14 protein-coding genes are annotated in these 15,575 nt (G+C 70.7%); 8 read left to right on the top strand and 6 right to left on the bottom strand.

From position 1 onward, the window contains the following. The first annotated feature begins 49 nt into the window (after positions 1 to 49). Positions 50 to 1,183 (top strand): ROK family transcriptional regulator, encoded by a 1,134-nt coding sequence (locus L3Q65_RS22590; protein ID WP_237600749.1) that lies wholly within the window; start codon positions 50 to 52, stop codon positions 1,181 to 1,183. Here the strand turns inward: L3Q65_RS22590 and L3Q65_RS22585 are convergent. After that, on the bottom strand, positions 1,180 to 1,902 hold the full coding sequence (locus tag L3Q65_RS22585; RefSeq protein ID WP_237600748.1) for a dienelactone hydrolase family protein: 723 nt from the start codon (positions 1,900 to 1,902) through the stop codon (positions 1,180 to 1,182). The genes L3Q65_RS22590 and L3Q65_RS22585 overlap by 4 nt on opposite strands. Positions 1,903 to 2,034: 132 nt before the next feature. Here L3Q65_RS22585 and L3Q65_RS22580 point away from each other — a divergent pair, with 132 nt between their 5' ends. Then, positions 2,035 to 3,261 carry an alkaline phosphatase gene (locus L3Q65_RS22580; protein ID WP_237600747.1) on the top strand — a complete coding sequence of 409 codons (1,227 nt, stop codon included), beginning with the start codon at positions 2,035 to 2,037 and terminating at the stop codon, positions 3,259 to 3,261. Positions 3,262 to 3,302: 41 nt separating this feature from the next. On the opposite strand, the gene L3Q65_RS22575 is transcribed toward L3Q65_RS22580, so the two are convergent. The 3 genes from L3Q65_RS22575 to L3Q65_RS22565 are packed head-to-tail and all read right to left on the bottom strand — an operon-like array spanning position 3,303 to position 4,656. Next, entirely contained in the window at positions 3,303 to 3,905 is a 603-nt protein-coding gene (locus L3Q65_RS22575; protein ID WP_237600746.1) for a dihydrofolate reductase family protein, read from the bottom strand. After that, positions 3,854 to 4,324, bottom strand: coding sequence for an SRPBCC domain-containing protein (locus L3Q65_RS22570; protein ID WP_182894093.1), 471 nt, complete (start codon positions 4,322 to 4,324; stop codon positions 3,854 to 3,856). The genes L3Q65_RS22575 and L3Q65_RS22570 overlap by 52 nt, the downstream gene beginning before the upstream one ends. Further along, positions 4,321 to 4,656, bottom strand: a complete 336-nt coding sequence (locus L3Q65_RS22565) for a helix-turn-helix transcriptional regulator (RefSeq protein WP_182894094.1) — start codon at positions 4,654 to 4,656, stop codon at positions 4,321 to 4,323. Before L3Q65_RS22565 ends, L3Q65_RS22570 begins: the two co-directional genes overlap by 4 nt. Before the next feature lie 917 nt (positions 4,657 to 5,573). On the opposite strand from L3Q65_RS22565, the gene L3Q65_RS22560 reads away from it, so the two are divergent. Then, positions 5,574 to 7,028 (top strand): amidohydrolase, encoded by a 1,455-nt coding sequence (locus L3Q65_RS22560; protein ID WP_182894095.1) that lies wholly within the window; start codon positions 5,574 to 5,576, stop codon positions 7,026 to 7,028. A gap of 9 nt (positions 7,029 to 7,037) precedes the next feature. On the opposite strand, the gene L3Q65_RS22555 is transcribed toward L3Q65_RS22560, so the two are convergent. Continuing rightward, on the bottom strand, positions 7,038 to 8,036 hold the full coding sequence (locus L3Q65_RS22555) for a hypothetical protein (protein ID WP_237600745.1): 999 nt from the start codon (positions 8,034 to 8,036) through the stop codon (positions 7,038 to 7,040). A 181-nt stretch (positions 8,037 to 8,217) separates the two neighbouring features. Between L3Q65_RS22555 and L3Q65_RS22550 the strand changes: the two genes are divergently transcribed. From L3Q65_RS22550 to L3Q65_RS22530, 5 genes are read left to right on the top strand one after another with little or no spacing between them, the layout of a single operon-like run. After that, positions 8,218 to 9,216 carry a LacI family DNA-binding transcriptional regulator gene (locus L3Q65_RS22550; RefSeq protein ID WP_237600744.1) on the top strand — a complete coding sequence of 333 codons (999 nt, stop codon included), beginning with the start codon at positions 8,218 to 8,220 and terminating at the stop codon, positions 9,214 to 9,216. An 8-nt stretch (positions 9,217 to 9,224) separates the two neighbouring features. After that, positions 9,225 to 10,841 (top strand): FAD-dependent oxidoreductase, encoded by a 1,617-nt coding sequence (locus tag L3Q65_RS22545; RefSeq protein WP_237600743.1) that lies wholly within the window; start codon positions 9,225 to 9,227, stop codon positions 10,839 to 10,841. A 27-nt stretch (positions 10,842 to 10,868) separates the two neighbouring features. Beyond that, positions 10,869 to 12,998: a hydantoinase/oxoprolinase family protein gene (locus L3Q65_RS22540; protein ID WP_237600742.1), complete on the top strand. Its 2,130-nt coding sequence runs from the start codon at positions 10,869 to 10,871 to the stop codon at positions 12,996 to 12,998. Then, a complete protein-coding gene (locus L3Q65_RS22535; protein ID WP_237600741.1) occupies positions 12,995 to 13,507 on the top strand; it encodes a hypothetical protein in 513 nt (170 codons plus the stop codon). Before L3Q65_RS22540 ends, L3Q65_RS22535 begins: the two co-directional genes overlap by 4 nt. A gap of 2 nt (positions 13,508 to 13,509) precedes the next feature. Further along, positions 13,510 to 14,781 carry a transporter gene (locus tag L3Q65_RS22530; RefSeq protein WP_237600740.1) on the top strand — a complete coding sequence of 424 codons (1,272 nt, stop codon included), beginning with the start codon at positions 13,510 to 13,512 and terminating at the stop codon, positions 14,779 to 14,781. A gap of 1 nt (position 14,782) precedes the next feature. Here L3Q65_RS22530 and L3Q65_RS22525 read toward each other — a convergent pair whose 3' ends face one another. After that, complete coding sequence (locus L3Q65_RS22525; RefSeq protein ID WP_182894101.1) at positions 14,783 to 15,547, bottom strand: SDR family oxidoreductase; 765 nt, start codon at positions 15,545 to 15,547, stop codon at positions 14,783 to 14,785. Positions 15,548 to 15,575: the final 28 nt, after the last annotated feature.

Here is a 15,575-nt window from a genome sequence, read left to right as displayed (position 1 = left end):
ACTAAATACTGCGCCGCGGCCGCCCCGGCCGTCAAGAGCGGAGGTGCGCATGGAACCGGTCCGGCACGACGCGATGCGGGCGCGGAACCTCGAACTGGTGCTCGGCGAGATCAGCCGCGGCGGGCCGCTGACCCGCGCCGCGCTGGCGGAGCTGACCGGGCTGACCAAGTCGACCGTGTCCACTTTGGTCGGCTCGCTGCTGGACGCGGGCTTCCTGTCCGAGACTGCCGCCGTGCGCGCGGGGGAGCGCGGCCGGCCCGGCGTCGAGGTGTCGCTGAGCGGTGCGCGGATGGCTTCGCTGGGTCTTGAGGCCAATGTGGACTATCTCGCCGCGTGCGTCCTGGACTTGACCGGCACGGTCCGCCGGTCGGTCCGAATCGAGCGGGACAACCGCGGCGTGCCAGCGGGAACCGTGCTGGAAGCGGTGCGGGAACTGGCTTCCGCGGAGTTGGCTGAAGCGCGCGAGCTGGGCTTGACGGTCGCTGGCGCGGTGCTCGCGGTGTCCGGCCCGGTGCGCGACGGCGTGGTGCTGAGCGCGCCGAACCTGGGATGGCGGAACGTTCCGGCCGAGCTGGACCTGCCGGTCCCGGGTTCAGTGGACAACGAGGCGAATCTCGGTGCCCTGGGCGAGCTGTGGTTCGGTGCCGGTGCGGCGGATTTCCTTTACGTGTCAGGCGAGATCGGCATCGGCGCGGGGCTGGTCGCGGACTCGCGGTTGTTCCGCGGCACCGGCGGCGAACTCGGGCACGTCCTGGTGTCCCCGTCCGGCCCGTCCTGTCGCTGCGGCGCGGCCGGCTGTCTGGAGACCTACGCCGGGCAGGAAGCGATGTTGACCGCAGCCGGAGTGTCCACAGTGGATGCTCTCGCGGCCGCCTTGACGACGGGCGACGACGCGGCGCTGTCGGCCGTCTCGGCGGCAGGGGAGGCGCTGGGGTTGGCGCTGGCGTCGGCGGTCAATCTGGTGGATGTGGACCGCGTGGTGCTCGGCGGCGTGTTCGGGCCGCTGTTTCCCTGGCTGGCTCCCGCTGCGGAGGCCGTGCTGCGGGCGCGCTTGACGGGCCTCCGCGGTTCGGTGCCGGTGCTGAGCCCGTCCGCACTCGGCGATTCCGCTGCGACCCTAGGCGCCGCGGGCCGCACCATCCACGGCGTTTTGGCTGATCCGGGGCCGTTCCTCGCCCGTTAGCCCAGGTTGTCGGCAAGCAGGGTCACGACGTCGCGCCAGGCCCGTTCGGCGTGCCGCGCGTGATAGCCGACGCCGGGGAGCAGCCGCTGCTCCGGGCCGACCGGCGGATGGTGGAAGGCGTGCAGGGCGCCGCCGTAGACCGTGAGCCGCCAGTCGACGCCCGCCGCTTGCATCTCGTCGGCGAACGCGTCCCGTTGCGCGGGCGGCATGATCGGGTCCTCCGAGCCGACGCCCGCCCACACCGGGCAGCGGATGTTCGCGGCCTCGCCCGGCCGTCCGGTGACCAGTCCGTTGACCGTGCCGATCGCGCGCAGATCGACGCCAGCGCGGCCGAGTTCCAGCACGATCGCGCCGCCGGTGCCGTAGCCGATCCCGGCGATCCGGCCCGGATCGGTCCGCGGTTCGGCGAGCAGCACGTCGAGTGCCGCGCGGCCGATGTCGCGCATCCGGCCGGGATCGTCGAGCAGCGGCAGGCAGCGGGCCAGCATCTCGTCGGGATCGGTGAACCAGCGGCCGCCGTGGATGTCGAACGCGAGCGCCACGTAGCCCAGTTCGGCCAGCGCGTCGGCCCGTGCGCGCTGGAAGTCGTTGAGACCGGTGCCTTCGGGCCCGATCAGGACCGCGGGCGCGGGTCCGGTGCCCGCCGGGAGCGCGAGGCGGCCGACCATGGTGAGGCCGTCGGCCGGGTACTCGACGGTGCGCGTCGTGACGGTCTCCATGCGCCCCACCGTAATGAGCGCCGAGGCTCGGCGGGGTCCTGTTCACCGTCGGCGGACACGTCCATTCAGGTGACCCTCTCGCGGTGCTCCGGGAAACATGTTAGGAAAGCTTCCTAACTAAGGAGGATCCGGATGCGCAAGACGATGGTGCTCGCCGCGGCTGTGCTCGCGGCGGCCGGAGCAGTGCCCGCGGTCGCGACGGCGGGGGACGGTCCCGTCGCGGACTCCGCCGGCTGGCATCCGAAGGCGCGCAACATCGTCTACATCCAGGGCGACGGCATGGGCGCGACGCAGCGGGAGTTCGTCCGGCTCGCGACGACCGGCCGCAAGGGCGACCTCGTCATGAACCGGCTCCCGGTGACCGGCATGGTGCACACCGACCCCGACGACCCGGAAGAACTCGTCACCGACTCGGCCGCGGCGGCGACCGCGCTGGCCACCGGGCACAAGACCCGCAACGGCGCGGTCGGCCAGGACGCACAGGGCCGTCGTCTGCTGACCGTGCTCGAGCAGGCGAAACGCGCCGGGAAGTCGACCGGTCTGGTCACCACCGCGCAGGTCACCGGCGCGTCGCCGGCCGCGTTCGCGTCGCACGTGCCCTCGCGGGATCTGCAGAGCGACATCGCGAAGCAGTACATCACCGAAAGCCGCCCGGAAGTCCTCCTCGGCGGCGGTGAAGACTGGTGGCTGCCGAAGGGCGATCCGGGCGCGTGGCCGGACAAGCCGGGCGAGGAAAGCCGCAGCACGCACGGAAATCTCATCGAGCAGGCGAAGCGTTCCGGCTACACCTATGTGCGCAACGCCGGCGAACTCGCCGCGACCCGCGCGCCGCGGCTGCTCGGGCTGTTCGCGAACGAGGACATGGTCGACTACGGCCCGGACGGCAAGGGCGCGTACCAGCCGAAGGTCGCGCTGCCGGTGATGGCTCGGAAAGCACTGGACACGCTTTCCGCCAACCCGCGCGGTTTCTTCCTGTTCCTGGAGGAAGAGGGCATCGACGGCATGTCCCACGAAAACAACGCGCACGGCGTCCTCGACGCGGGCCGGGCGCTCGACGCGGCGGTCGCCGAGGTGCTTCGCTTCACCCGCTCGCATCCGGACACGCTGGTGATCATCGGCGGCGACCACGAGACCGGCGGACTGGCCATCGAGGACACCGACGGCGCTCCCGAAGGAAACGAGGACGGTCCGTTTCCCGTTCCCGGCACCAAACTTTCGCTGACCGTCGACTGGACGACCGGCGACCACAGCGGCGTGCCGACCCCGGTCACCGCGACCGGCCCCGGCTCGGACCGGCTCGACGGGACGCTGGACAACACCGACGTCTACCGCGCGATGGTCTCCGCCGCACGCCTGTGACGCTCGTGAGTGGCGTTGCCGGTTCTAACCGGCAACGCCACTCACGAGGCGTGGCTTCGTGCCGGACCAACCGCAACCCAATCGCCGACACCGGATGCGGGAACCGCAGCCGCCCCACCCTCGAGCACTGTCGGCGTCATGACCAACCGCACTTTGTCCACGACCCCCGCGGACAGCAGGGTATTGCCGAGCCGGGCGCTGCCGTGGACCTGCAACTCCCGGCCCGGCTGCGCTTTGAGTTGGCGCACTGCCTTTGCGGCGTCGCCGCGCAACACGGTGGTCGGCGCCCAGGTGCCGGTTTCGAGCGTTTTCGACACGGCGTACTTCGGCAGCGAGCTCATCCTCTCGGCGAACGGATCGTCCGGATCGGTGACCGCGGGCCAGTCCCGCGCGGACGACGTGTACGTGCGGCGGTCGAACAGCAGTCCGTCAGCCGCATCCAGCCACTCCGACGCCCGCTGGACGAAGGCCTGGTCGAGATGCGGGACGAACCAGCCGCCGCGGGAGAACTCGCCGCTGGTGTCCTCTGTGGACGATCTGGGCCCTTGGCTGACACCGCCGAGCGTGACGAACGCGGTGACGGATACCCGCGTCAGGACCCGCTTTCCGCGACCCGGGCGAGCTGAGCGGTGACCGTGCCCCATCCGTCCGCGAACCCCAGATCCGCGTGCCGCTCCCTGGCCGCCGGATCCCCATGTCGGACGACGACGCGGTAATCCGTGCCGTCCGGATGATCCCGCAGGACGATTTCCGCCGTCATCGCGACTGGCTGCGGTTTCGCCGGCCGCCACGAACTGTCGAGCGCGTTCGTGAAGACGATCCGCTCGTAGTCCTCCACGACGAGGAAACACGCGTCGAGATGCGGGACGAAAGTGTCGCCGTCCTCGCTCATCCGCGTGACGAACGCACCCCCAGCGCGCACGTCCAGTTCCTCGACTCGGCAGCGCAGCGGCGCGGGAATCCACCACCGGGCGAGGCTGGCAGGGTCGGTCCAGGCGTCCCAGACGCGCTTGCGGGGCGCCCGGATGACGCGGTCGAGGGCGAGATCGAGGTCGGGGTTCACGGCTGGTCCTCCTGGCTGGTGACGAACTGCTCGAGCCGGTCGGTGCGCTCGGCCCAGACGCGCCGCTGCTCGGCGAGCCAGTCCTCGACGAGCGCGAACCGGTCGCGGTTGAGGACGCATGTCCGCACCCGCCCGGCTTTCTCGGTGCGGATCAGCCCGTGCGACTCGAGCATCCGCACGTGCTTCATGAAGGAGGGCAACGTCATCGGCGCGTCGCCCGCCAGTTCCCCGACACTCGCCGGCCCCCGCCCGAGCCGCCGCACGACAGCCCGCCGGGTCGGATCGGCGAGGGCGGCGAAGACCCCGTCGAGCGTGGTCGAATACTGAGCCATGAGGCTAAGTATTGCCGGGTGGGGATGGTTAGCGCAAGGGCTAAGTGTTTGAGCTGTGGGGAAGTGAGGCGGGCTGACCTGCGCTGGGGCGGGAAAGCGGCAGGTAGCTGAAGCGAGTCCAGCCGGGATCCGGGACCTGCGCTCGGGCTGCGCTGGGAAGTTCGCAGCGTCTCCACGCCCTGTCGGCTGCGGGATCGCGGCCTGTTGCGGCTGCTTATCGCGCCCAGGGCCGGGCAAGCTGGTCCCGCCGTTCAATCCGGTCGCAGCGAACGGCGCGGCAGCTGACGTCGGAACGACCTCCGCGCGAAGTCCGGCCCGGGTGGACGGCGGCTGGGCCCGCGACCCGGCTCCGGCCAGCCCGCGTTCGCCCACGGGGTTCGGTGGAAAGGAGAGGCCGTCGGGCAGCATCCACCGCCCAACCCCGCCAGCCCGCGCCCAGCCGCGAGGTTCGGCAACCGGGCTGGGCCCGCGATCCGACTCCAGCCAGCCCGTGCCCAGCCGTGAGCGTCAGCGGAATGGAGTGGCCACCGGGCCGGATTCGCGACCCGCGCCCAGCCGTGAGATCCAGCGGAAGGGAGCGGCCGTCTGGCTGGATCCGCGACCCGACTGCCGTCGACCCACGCTCGCCCGCTCCCGTCGACTCACGCTCGCCCGCGAGGTTGGGCGTGAGGGACCGGCCACCGGGCTGGATCCGCGACCCAGCCCCAGCCGACCCGAGCGCACCCGCGCGGTTCAGCGGAAAGAAGCGGCAACCGAGGGAGTCGAACCCTGCGCGGCTTGTGAAGGCGGCGCTCCTGACCGGCCCTGACCCTTCGGCGGGCGACGGCTGCCATGTTTTCCGGGTACCCGTTCCAACGCCCGTCCCCGCACCGGAATTCCCGCTTCACCCGAACGGGGCCGGCTGGCAGACTGGGCACATGGACGATCTTCTCCTCCGCCGCGTCCGGGTCGGGTTGCGGGGGCCGCTCGCCGACGTTCGGGTGCGTGACGGCGTCGTGTCGGCTGTCGAGGAACCGGGCGCTGGAGCCGGGTTCGCCGCGCGGGTGCTCGACGGGCACGGCGGCACGCTCCTGCCCGGGCTTGTCGACGCGCACGCGCACCTCGTTCAGTGGGCCGGTTTCCGCAGGCGTATTCCCCTGGATGGTGCGCAATCCGCGGTGGGCGCGGTCGAAATGCTGATGGAGAAGCTGCTCGACGCTCCGGCGGGGGAGCTCGTCGTCGGCGTCGGGTTCCGGGACGGGCTTTGGCCGGACCGGCCGCACAAGGATCTGCTGCAACGTGCGCTCCCGGGCCGCGCGGTGGCGTTGTTCAGCGCGGACCTGCATACGTTGTGGCTCAGCCCGGCCGCGTTGAAGTTGATCGGCCGCGAGCATCCGACCGGAGTCCTGCTGGAGAACGACTGCATGAGCGCCACGGCGGCGTTGCCGTCCGCGCCGGTCGAGGTGCAGGACGCTTGGGTCGCCGACGCGCTGGCTGCCGCGGCGAAGCGGGGCGTGACGTCGGTGGTCGACTACGAATACGCGGACACGGTCGCGGATTGGACTCGGCGGGCGGCCACGGCAACGCCGGCGACGAGGGTTTCCTGCGTGATAGCGAGGTATTTGCTGGACGAGACTATCCAAAGAGGACACCGTACCGGCGATGTGCTGGCAGCAGGCGAAGGGTTGCTCACGGTCGGCCCGTTCAAGCTGTTCGTCGACGGTTCGCTCAACACCCGCACCGCTTACTGCCACGACTCCTACCCGGGATCCGGCGAGAACGGGCTGCTGGAGCTGCCGCCGGAGGAACTGGTTCCGTTGCTGCGCCGCGCGCACGAGAACGGGCTGACCCCGGCGGTGCACGCGATCGGCGACCACGCGAACACCATCGCGCTGGACGCGTTCGCCGAGGTCGGTTGTCCGGGCCGGATCGAGCACGCGCAGTTGCTGCGGCCCGAGGACGTGCCGAGGTTCGCCGCGCTCGGGCTGGTCGCGAGTGTGCAGCCCGCGCATCAGCCCGACGACCGCGACGTCGCCGACCGGCATTGGCCCGGCCGCACCGATCGCGCGTACGCCTATCGTGCCCTGCTGGAATCCGGCGCCCGGCTGGAACTCGGTTCGGACGCACCGGTCGCGCCGCTCGATCCGTGGGACGGGATCGCCGCCGCGGTCGGGCGGACCGACGACGACCGGCCGCCGTGGCATCCGGAGCAGGCGATTCCGCTCGCGGAGGCGCTGGCGGCGTCCTCGGGCGGCCGCCGCGGCGTCCAGGTCGGCGACGTGGCCGACCTGGTGCTCGCGGCGGCCGACCCGAGTGGACTGTCCACAAAGGAACTGCGGGAAATGCCCGTGTCCGCGACGATCGTGGCGGGAAGGCCGACGTACCTGGCTTGACGCGGCGAATCAGACGGCGCGGGCGATGGCGATCGAGCCTTTGAGCCGTTCGCCCGCTTCGTAGAACATGTATTCCTTGCCGTTCATCGTGCCGAACGACGCGGCGGCGCACCGGCCGTTGTCCGGCGCGCCGCTGAGCGGAGCGTGGAACACGCCGAGGTGATTGCGTTTGCCGAAGTCGTTGCCGACTTCAGTGATCAGCATGTTCCCGCCGGCCTCGATGTTCTCGTGGTACACGACGTACGTGGAATTCTTGCGCCGCACCACCGTCGGCGCGCCGATGTTGCTCGCGCCGACGTCTTCGGGACGGATCAACGGCTTCTGCGAGAAGGTCCAATCGCGAGCGTCGGCCGACCAGCCCCATCCGATGCTGCGGTGGTTGGTCGTGTCGTTGATCATGAACACCATCACGTACTTCGCGCCGTGCGCCGGGAGATCGTGCTCGAACACCTTGGCGTAGGAAGTCTCGGTGGTTCCCTTGGGCAGCATCGACGTCGAGAGCACGGTCTTGTCGTAGGTGAAGTGGATCCCGTCCTTCGACCGCGCGAGCCGGGTCGTGGTGTTCTCGCCGTGGAAATACAGCCACAGTTCGCGGCTTTGCGCGTGCCACAGCACGAACGGCGACGACACGTGCGACACGTCGTAGTGCGGCTTCCAGACGTTCTTGACGATCGGGTTGCGCGGGTATTCGATGAACGGCCCTTCGAGACTGTCCGCATAGGACAGGCAGATGCCGCCCGGCGCGTCGTGCGGGGCGTAGTAGAGGTAGTAGCGGCCCAGCGGGTCGGCGAGCTTGTCGTAGACGCCCCGGATGCACGGGAAGATCAGCTCGCCGGTCGGGTTGTAGCGGAGTTTGCTTTTGTCGAACGCGGTGCGCAGGAACCGGTATTCCGGGAACCCGGCGGGCGCGGCGCTCGCGGTCCCGGTGCCGAGCAGGGGCAGCGCGGCCAGGGCGAGACTCGCTCCGGCGGCGCCGCGCAGGGCGGTGCGGCGGGAAAGTTCGGTCATGCGGACGCTCCCATTCGTCGGCGGTTACCCGCAGCGACTCTTCGGGCGCCGCCGAGGGGCTGTCAAGGTGCTAATACGTATTAGTCCCGTGCGACGGCCAAACCGGACACAAACCACCTCGAAGCCTTGACGGCCGTCCAGGCGGCGCAGATCCTCGGCTAATCCGCATTAGCCCCTGGAGGTGACCGTGCCCGGCCGCAACCGCATGCCCCGCCAAGCCGACATCGCCCGGATCGCCGGGGTGTCCCAGGCGACGGTTTCGGTCGTGCTGGCGGGCAATCGCACGGTGCGGATGGCCGAGTCGACCCGCAGCCGGGTGCTGCGGGTGGCCGAGGAACTGGGCTACGTGCCGCATCCGGCGGCGACCCGGCTCGCGTCGTCGCGGGCGAATTTGCTGGGGCTGTACACCTTCCGCACCGCGTTCCCGACCGACGAGGCCGATTCGTACCATCCGATCCTTTCCGGCGTCGAGGAGGAAGCCGCGGCACTGGGCCAGGACCTGCTCCTGTTCACCGGCACGAGCGGGCCGGACGCGCGCCAGGAGGAAGCGATCCGCCGCACGCGGATGGCCGACGGCTGCCTGTTCTTCGGCCGCCACGTGCCGGAGGGACCGGTGTCGCGGCTGATGGCGTCCGGCTTCCCGCTGGTCTACATCGGACGCCGGCCGGAGCTGGAAGGACGGATCCCGTACGTCGGAGCGGATTACGTCACCGCCTCGGCGCAGGTGCTGGAGCGGCTGATCGGGCTGGGGCACCGGGAAATCCGGTACGTGCGCGAAGCCGACGAGGCACCGTCCTCGGAGGACCGGCAGCTCGGCGTGCTGCGCGCGGCGCCGGACACGAAAATCCTCCGGCTGAACGGAAACCCGGTCCCGATCCGCGAATGGCTCGGCGAGGGCGTCACGGCGGTGGTCGTGGAAGGCACCGACACCGGGGCGGCGCACCGGGCGGTGCGAGCCGCCGTCGACTCGGCCGGACTGTCCACTCCGGACGATCTTTCCCTCGCCGTGCTGGGCGGGCCGGCCGGGACGAGCGGATTCGAGGTCCCGATGCGGGAGATGGGCCGGCGGGCCGTGCGCCTGCTCGTGGACCTCGTCACCGAAAAGACGACCGCGCAGCAGCAGCTGCTGTGGTGCCCACCGGTCGCCGGCGAGGACGTCGGCGCACCACGATCCCGTTAGGACAGAGCATGGCTGAACTCGGCACGGAGATTCTCGTCGCCGGCGGAGGAGTGGGCGGCGTCGCTGCCGCGCTTGCCGCCGCTTCGGCGGGACACCGCGTCGTGCTGACCGAGGAAACCGACTGGCTCGGCGGCCAGTTCACCGCGCAAGCGGTGCCCCCGGACGAAAACCCGTGGATCGAGCAGTTCGGCGGGACCGCGACGTATCGCCAGTTCCGCGAGGGCGTGCGCGACTACTACCGGCGGCACTACCCCTTGCGCGCGGAAGCCTCGGCGCTCAAGGAATTGAACCCTGGTGCGGGTCGAGTGAGCAAGCTGTGCCACGAGCCTCGAGTCGCGCTCGCGGTGCTGGAAGCGATGCTGGCGCCGCATCGTTCGTCGGGCCGGTTGACTGTCCTTTTGCGACACCGGCCGGTCGCCGCGGACGTCACCGGCGACCGGGTCGAGGCGGTCGTCTTCGAAGGGCCGGACGGCGCTCGCACGACGGTCCGCGCCGAGTACGCATTGGACGCTACGGAGAACGGCGACCTGCTGCCGCTGACCGGAACCGAGTTCTCGGTCGGGGCCGAAGCCCAGTCCGAGCACGGCGAACCGCATGCGCCGGAGGCGGCCGACCCGGCCAATCTCCAAGGCATCACCTACTGTTTCGCGCTGTCCCATCACGCGGGCGAGAACCACACGATCGACCGGCCTGAGCTGTACCGCCGATGGCGCGAGTACCGGCCGGAGTTCTGGCCGGGCCCGCTGCTGGGGTTCCTGGCCCCGGACCCGCGGTCGCTGGAACCGGTGCCGCGGTCCTTCGACCCGAACCCGGAGACGGACCCGCTGGCGGTGAGCGCCGACCAGAGCGCCGACGCGGGAGACAAGGAGCTGTGGGGCTTTCGCCGGATCCTCGCCCGCAAACTGCACCGGCCGGGTGCGTTCGACTCCGACATCACGCTGGTCAACTGGCCGCTCAACGACTACTGGCTGCGGCCCGCGCTGGAGATCGACGGCGTCACGACCGCCGAGGACGTCGCCCGTGCGCATTACGAGGCGAAACAGCTTTCGCTGTCGGTCCTGTACTGGTTGCAGACCGAGGCGCCGCGACTCGACGGCGGCACTGGTTTCCCCGGGCTGAAGCTGCGTCCGGACATCGTCGGGACTGACGACGGCTTGGCGAAGTCCGCATACGTGCGCGAGGCGAGGCGGATCCAGGCCGTCACCACGATCGTCGAGCAGGACGTCTCCCTCGACATCCTCGGTCCGACCGGCCGGAAGCGGCGGGAGGATTCGGTCGGCATCGGCAGTTACCGGATCGACCTGCACCCGTCGACCGCCGGGGACAGTTACATCGACGTGCCGAGCGTCCCGTTCGAACTCCCGCTGGGCGCGCTGCTGCCGCGCCGGATGCGAAACCTTTTGCCGGCCGGAAAAAACATCGGCACCACGCACATCACCAACGGCTGTCACCGGCTGCACCCCGTGGAGTGGAACGTCGGCGAGGTCGCCGGCCATCTCGCGGGCTTCGCGCTGCGCGAAAGGCTGCAGCCGCACCAGGTCCGCGACGACCGGTTCGCGGAGTTCGCCCGCGTGCTGGACCGCGCCGGCGTCGAACGACGCTGGCCCGAGGTCCGCGGCTACTGACCACGATTCCCCCAGGAGGTGCGGACAATGGCGTTCCATCCCGGTCCCGTGCGCGTCGGCATCGACGTCGGCGGCACGTTCACCGACGCTGTGGCCGTCGACGCGCGGACGTTCGAACTGCTCGGCCAAGTGAAAGTGCCGACCAGCCACGACCACGAAGACGGGGTCGCCCACGGCATCCTCGAAGCGCTGGAGAAACTGCAGGCGGAAGTCGGCGGTGAAGTGTCGTTCCTCGCGCACGGCACCACTCAGGCGACGAACGCGTTGCTGGAAGGCGACGTGGCGACGGTCGGCATCGCGGGCATCGGCACCGGCTTCGACGCGTTCGCCACCCGGCGGCTCTCCGCGCTCGGCAAGACGGAACTGGCTCCCGGCCGCCGGATGCCGGTCCGGTTCGCGCCGGTCACCGATCTCGCAGCGGCCGGAGACGCGGTCGACGACCTGGCCAAACAGGGCGCCGAGGTGATCGTCGCCGTCGAACCGTTCAGCGTGGACGATCCCGAGGGCGAGCGGGCGGTGACCGCCGCGGCGAGGGAACGCGGCGTTCTCGCGACGGCGACGCACGAGATCACCGGCCTGTACGGGCTGACCAAACGGGCGCGGACGGCGGTGCTGAACGCCGGGATCATGCCGCGGATGGTGTCGACGGCGGATCTGGTCGAAGCCAGTGTGGAGCGCGCTGGCATCACCGCGCCGCTGATGGTCGTGCGCGGCGACGGCGGGGTGATGTCGTTGCCGGAGATGCGGCGCCGTCCGTTGCTGACCGCGTTGTCCGGACCGGCCGCGGGCGTGGCGGGTGCGTTGATGGGGGAGAAGCTCAGCGAGGGCGTTTTCCTGGAAACCGGCGGGACTTCCACGGACGTCAGCGTGATCCGGCGCGGCCGGGTTCAGGTCCGGCACGCACATCTCGGCGGGCACGAGACGTACCTGCCCGCGCTTGACGTGCGCACCGTCGGCGTCGGCGGCGGTTCGCTGATCCGGTTCTCCGGTCGCGCGGTGACCGAGGTCGGGCCGCGCAGCGCGCACATCGCTGGTTTGCCGTACGCGTGTTTCGAGCCTGCTTCCGCGCTCGCCGGGGCCAAGCTGGTCACGGTCTCGCCGAGGCCGGACGACCCGGCGGATTACGTCGCGCTGGAGCTGTCCGGCGGTCGTCGTTGCGCGCTCACCCTCACCTGCGCGGCGAACGCGCTCGGCGTGGTTCCGGATGACGCTTACGCGCACGCGGAAGGCGAATCGGCGCGGTTGGCATTGGAGCCGCTTGCCGCGGCGATGGGCGCGACCGTCGACGAGGCCGCGCGAGCCGTGCTGGAACAGGCGGTCAAACCCGTCCGCGCGGTCGTGGACGGGCTGATCGCCGAGTACCGGCTGGAGCGGCCGACGCTGGTCGGCGGAGGTGGCGGGGCCGCGTCGGTCACGCCGTTCCTCGGCGAAAAGTCCTTGCGCGACTGGCGGATCGCCGCGCACGCGGAGGTCATCAGCCCGCTCGGCGCGGCGCTCGCGCTGGTGCGGGAATCGGTCGAACGGATCGTGCCGAGTCCGTCCAATGCGGACATTCTCGCCGTGCGCACGGAGGCGGAGTCCGCGGTCGTGGCCCAGGGGGCGGATCCGGCGGGCGTCGAGGTGGACGTGACGGTGGATCCGCGGCGCAATCTGGTGCGCGCGGTGGCCACCGGGGCGACCGAGCTGCGCACCAAGGACCGATCCTCCACTGTGGACGACCTGGCGATCCGGGCAGCGGTCGCGCGCAGCATCGGCGTCCGGCCAGGCGAGGTGCGCGAGCTGGACGGGACGGCGCAGCACCGGGTCTTCGGCGCGAAAGCGCGGCGCACGGGATTCCTCGGCCGGTTCGCGAAACCGGTCGAGCAGGTGCGCGTGGTCGACGGCGAGGGCGTGATCCGCCTGCACAGCACCGGTTCCATTGTGGAGCACACCGACGCCGGTTCCGCGCCGGCGCGCCTGGCGACGCTGGCCGACCAGCACACCCGCTACGGCGACGGCGGTTCCCGGGCACCGGCGGTATGGCTGCTGGCCGGGCCGAAAATCGCCGACCTGTCCGGCGTGCTCGACCGGGACCAGCTGGTCGCGCTGGCCGGAGCCGAGGTCAAGACCCGCGCGGCGGACGAACCGGTCGTGCTGATCCTGGAGGACCGCCGGTGACCACCGACCTGGACCTGGCCGTCGGCCTGCTGCGCGCGACGCCCACCCACGAGAACCGCAGCGAGGAACAGCTCCGCGAATGGGCCGCGATCGCCCTGGCGTACGGCGACGAACTGGCCGCCGAACCCGACGAGGACGTGCCCGTCGTGGAGCGCGAGGGCGGCGTCGGCCGCGGAGAGATCCTGGTCGCCGAACACCGCGGCGGCACCGTCACGGTGTACCCGGATTCCTTGGCCCGCCTGGCAAAACTCGCTGCGGAGCACGGCTTCCAAGTCTCCCGGGAGGCGTTGCGGACGGCGGCCGTCGCCCACGAAAAAGCGCACCACCGCATCGACGTCCGCGAGCTGAACCGGCGACTCGGCCACACCGCGCTTCGGCTCGGCCCGTTCCGCGTGCGCGGGCACGTCGCCGGGGCCGAGGAGATCGTCGCGCACCGCTTCGCACACCACCGCAGCGGCCTGGGCGTCAGCCCGCTGCTGCTCACCACCGCGCTCGCCGGAGGGAACTGACCATGGGTATCGCGATTCTGGTCCTGATGGCGGTCGGCGTGGTGCTGATGCTGACCCGCGTGCTGCCGACGGCGTTCGCACTGGTGTTCCTGGCGGTCGGCATCTCGTTGCTCGCCGGGGCGCCGCTGGCCGAGGGGAAGAACAGCATTCTCAACGGCGTCCTGCAAACCGGTGCCGCGGCCCTGGCGTCCACGATGATCGCCGTGCTGCTCGGGTCCTGGCTCGGCACGCTGATGGACGAAACCGGCATCGCGGGCACGCTGGTGCGCAAGATCGTCGAGTTCGGCGGGGAACGGCCGGCCGCGGTGGCACTCGGCGTGTTCGCGGTGTCGATCCTGTGCGGCAGCATCACCGGTTCGGCTCCTGCGGCGATGCTGGCCGGGGTGGTCGGCATCCCGGCGATGATCGCGGTCGGCGTGCGCCCGGTCGCCGCGGGCGGCACGGTCCTGATGGGCATCTCCGCGGGCTCGCCGCTGGAACTCCCGGTGTGGCAGTTCCTCTCCGACGCGCTGGGCGCCCCGGTCTCCGACGTCAAGTCCATCATGATCAAGCTGTTCCCGATGGCGCTGGTGGTCGGCATCGCCTACGTCCTCGTCCAGACCCGCCGCGGCGCGCGGCACGCGTGGGCGGTGAAGCTCGACCGGCCCAAGGCGCGCGTCCGTCGCGGCGACGCACCCTGGTATGCGCTCCTCACGCCGTTGCTGCCGATCGTGCTCGCGCTCGGCTTCGCGGTGCCGATCGTGCCGTCGCTGCTGGCCGGAGTGCTGTACGGGCTGGTCACCACCACGAAATGGGGCGAACTGAACGGCCGCGCGCTGCGTTCGCTGTACAAGGCCTTCGACGTGGCCGCTCCGCCGATCGCGCTGTTCGTCGCGATCGGCATGCTGCTCGCCGCGGTGAAACTGCCCGGCGCCAAGAACGCGCTGACGCCGATCGTGTCGGCGATCAGCCCGTCCGGCGCGGTCTGGTTCGTGGTGGTCTTCGTGCTGCTCGTGCCGCTGTGCCTGTTTCGCGGGCCGCTCAACGTGTTCGGCCTCGGCGCGGGCGTCGCCGGGGTGCTGGTGACCGGCGGCATCTACCCGCTGCCCGCGGTGGTCGGGCTGATGGCCTCGTACAACCAGGTGTTCGGCGTCTCCGACCCGACCAGCACCCAGACGGTGTGGGCGGCGCAGTACTCCGGCGTGCGGCCGGAGCGGGCGATGGCCTCGACGCTGCCCTACACCTGGGTGGTCGCGCTCGGCGGCATGGTGCTCACCGCCGTGCTGTATCTCTGACTCACTTCCCGTGCGGGTCCGCGGCGTTGAGCATCGCCACCACCTGGCGGTAGTCGCCGCGGGCCTCGCCGTAGCGGAGGAATTTGACGTTCTCGACCTGGATCTCGGTCGCGTCCGGCTGCGTTTCGAGCAGCGTCATGACCTCGCTGACGAAGGCGTCCAGCGGCATCGCGAACTCGCTCTCCTCCTGTCCGGGCAGGAGCGCGGTGCGCACGGACGGCGGCTCCAGTTCGACGACCTTCACCGAGGTGTCGGCCAGTTGCAGCCGCAGTGATTCGCTGAGCATGTGGATCGCGGCCTTGGACGCGTTGTAGCTCGGCGTGGCTTTCAGCGGCGCGAAGGCGAGACCGGACGACACGGTGAGGATGGTCGCGTCCGGGCGGGTTTGCAGGTGCTCGACGAACGCGGCGATGAGCCGGATCGGGCCGAGGACGTTGGTGGCCAGCGTCGCTTCCGCACTATCCAAAAAGGACTCCGGACGGTGCCAGTCCTCGACGCGCATGATGCCCGCCATCGGGACGAGCACGTTCAGCTCAGGATGCTTCGCGAGCACCTCCTTGGCCGCGGCTTCGATGCTCGCCGGATCGCTGGTGTCGATCTGGACGGTGTCGAGACCGGGGTTGTCGGCGGCGATCCGTGCGAGCAGTTCGGTGCGCCGTCCGCCGACGATGACGGTGTTGCCCTTCGCCTGCAGTTCACGGGCGAGAGCGAGGCCGATGCCGCTGGTCGAGCCGGGGATGAAGACGGTGTTTCCGGTGATGTTCATGCCACTGAGTTTCGGCCGGCCGGCGTCG

The organism is Amycolatopsis sp. FU40 (genome assembly GCF_021903635.1).
Classification (GTDB): domain Bacteria; phylum Actinomycetota; class Actinomycetes; order Mycobacteriales; family Pseudonocardiaceae; genus Amycolatopsis; species Amycolatopsis dendrobii.
The sequence above is the reverse complement of the archived record's forward strand: the minus strand, read 5'-3'. Positions and strand labels throughout refer to the sequence as shown.

What these genes read in the sequence shown, in the direction of transcription:
- L3Q65_RS22590 (WP_237600749.1), top strand. Translation starts at nt 50, where the DNA reads ATGGAACCGGTCCGGCACGACGCGATGCGGGCGCGGAACCTCGAACTG.
- L3Q65_RS22585 (WP_237600748.1), bottom strand. Translation starts at nt 1,902, where the DNA reads ATGGAGACCGTCACGACGCGCACCGTCGAGTACCCGGCCGACGGCCTC.
- L3Q65_RS22580 (WP_237600747.1), top strand. Translation starts at nt 2,035, where the DNA reads ATGCGCAAGACGATGGTGCTCGCCGCGGCTGTGCTCGCGGCGGCCGGA.
- L3Q65_RS22575 (WP_237600746.1), bottom strand. Translation starts at nt 3,905, where the DNA reads ATGGGGCACGGTCACCGCTCAGCTCGCCCGGGTCGCGGAAAGCGGGTC.
- L3Q65_RS22565 (WP_182894094.1), bottom strand. Translation starts at nt 4,656, where the DNA reads ATGGCTCAGTATTCGACCACGCTCGACGGGGTCTTCGCCGCCCTCGCC.
- L3Q65_RS22560 (WP_182894095.1), top strand. Translation starts at nt 5,574, where the DNA reads ATGGACGATCTTCTCCTCCGCCGCGTCCGGGTCGGGTTGCGGGGGCCG.
- L3Q65_RS22555 (WP_237600745.1), bottom strand. Translation starts at nt 8,036, where the DNA reads ATGACCGAACTTTCCCGCCGCACCGCCCTGCGCGGCGCCGCCGGAGCG.
- L3Q65_RS22545 (WP_237600743.1), top strand. Translation starts at nt 9,225, where the DNA reads ATGGCTGAACTCGGCACGGAGATTCTCGTCGCCGGCGGAGGAGTGGGC.
- L3Q65_RS22540 (WP_237600742.1), top strand. Translation starts at nt 10,869, where the DNA reads ATGGCGTTCCATCCCGGTCCCGTGCGCGTCGGCATCGACGTCGGCGGC.
- L3Q65_RS22530 (WP_237600740.1), top strand. Translation starts at nt 13,510, where the DNA reads ATGGGTATCGCGATTCTGGTCCTGATGGCGGTCGGCGTGGTGCTGATG.
- L3Q65_RS22525 (WP_182894101.1), bottom strand. Translation starts at nt 15,547, where the DNA reads ATGAACATCACCGGAAACACCGTCTTCATCCCCGGCTCGACCAGCGGC.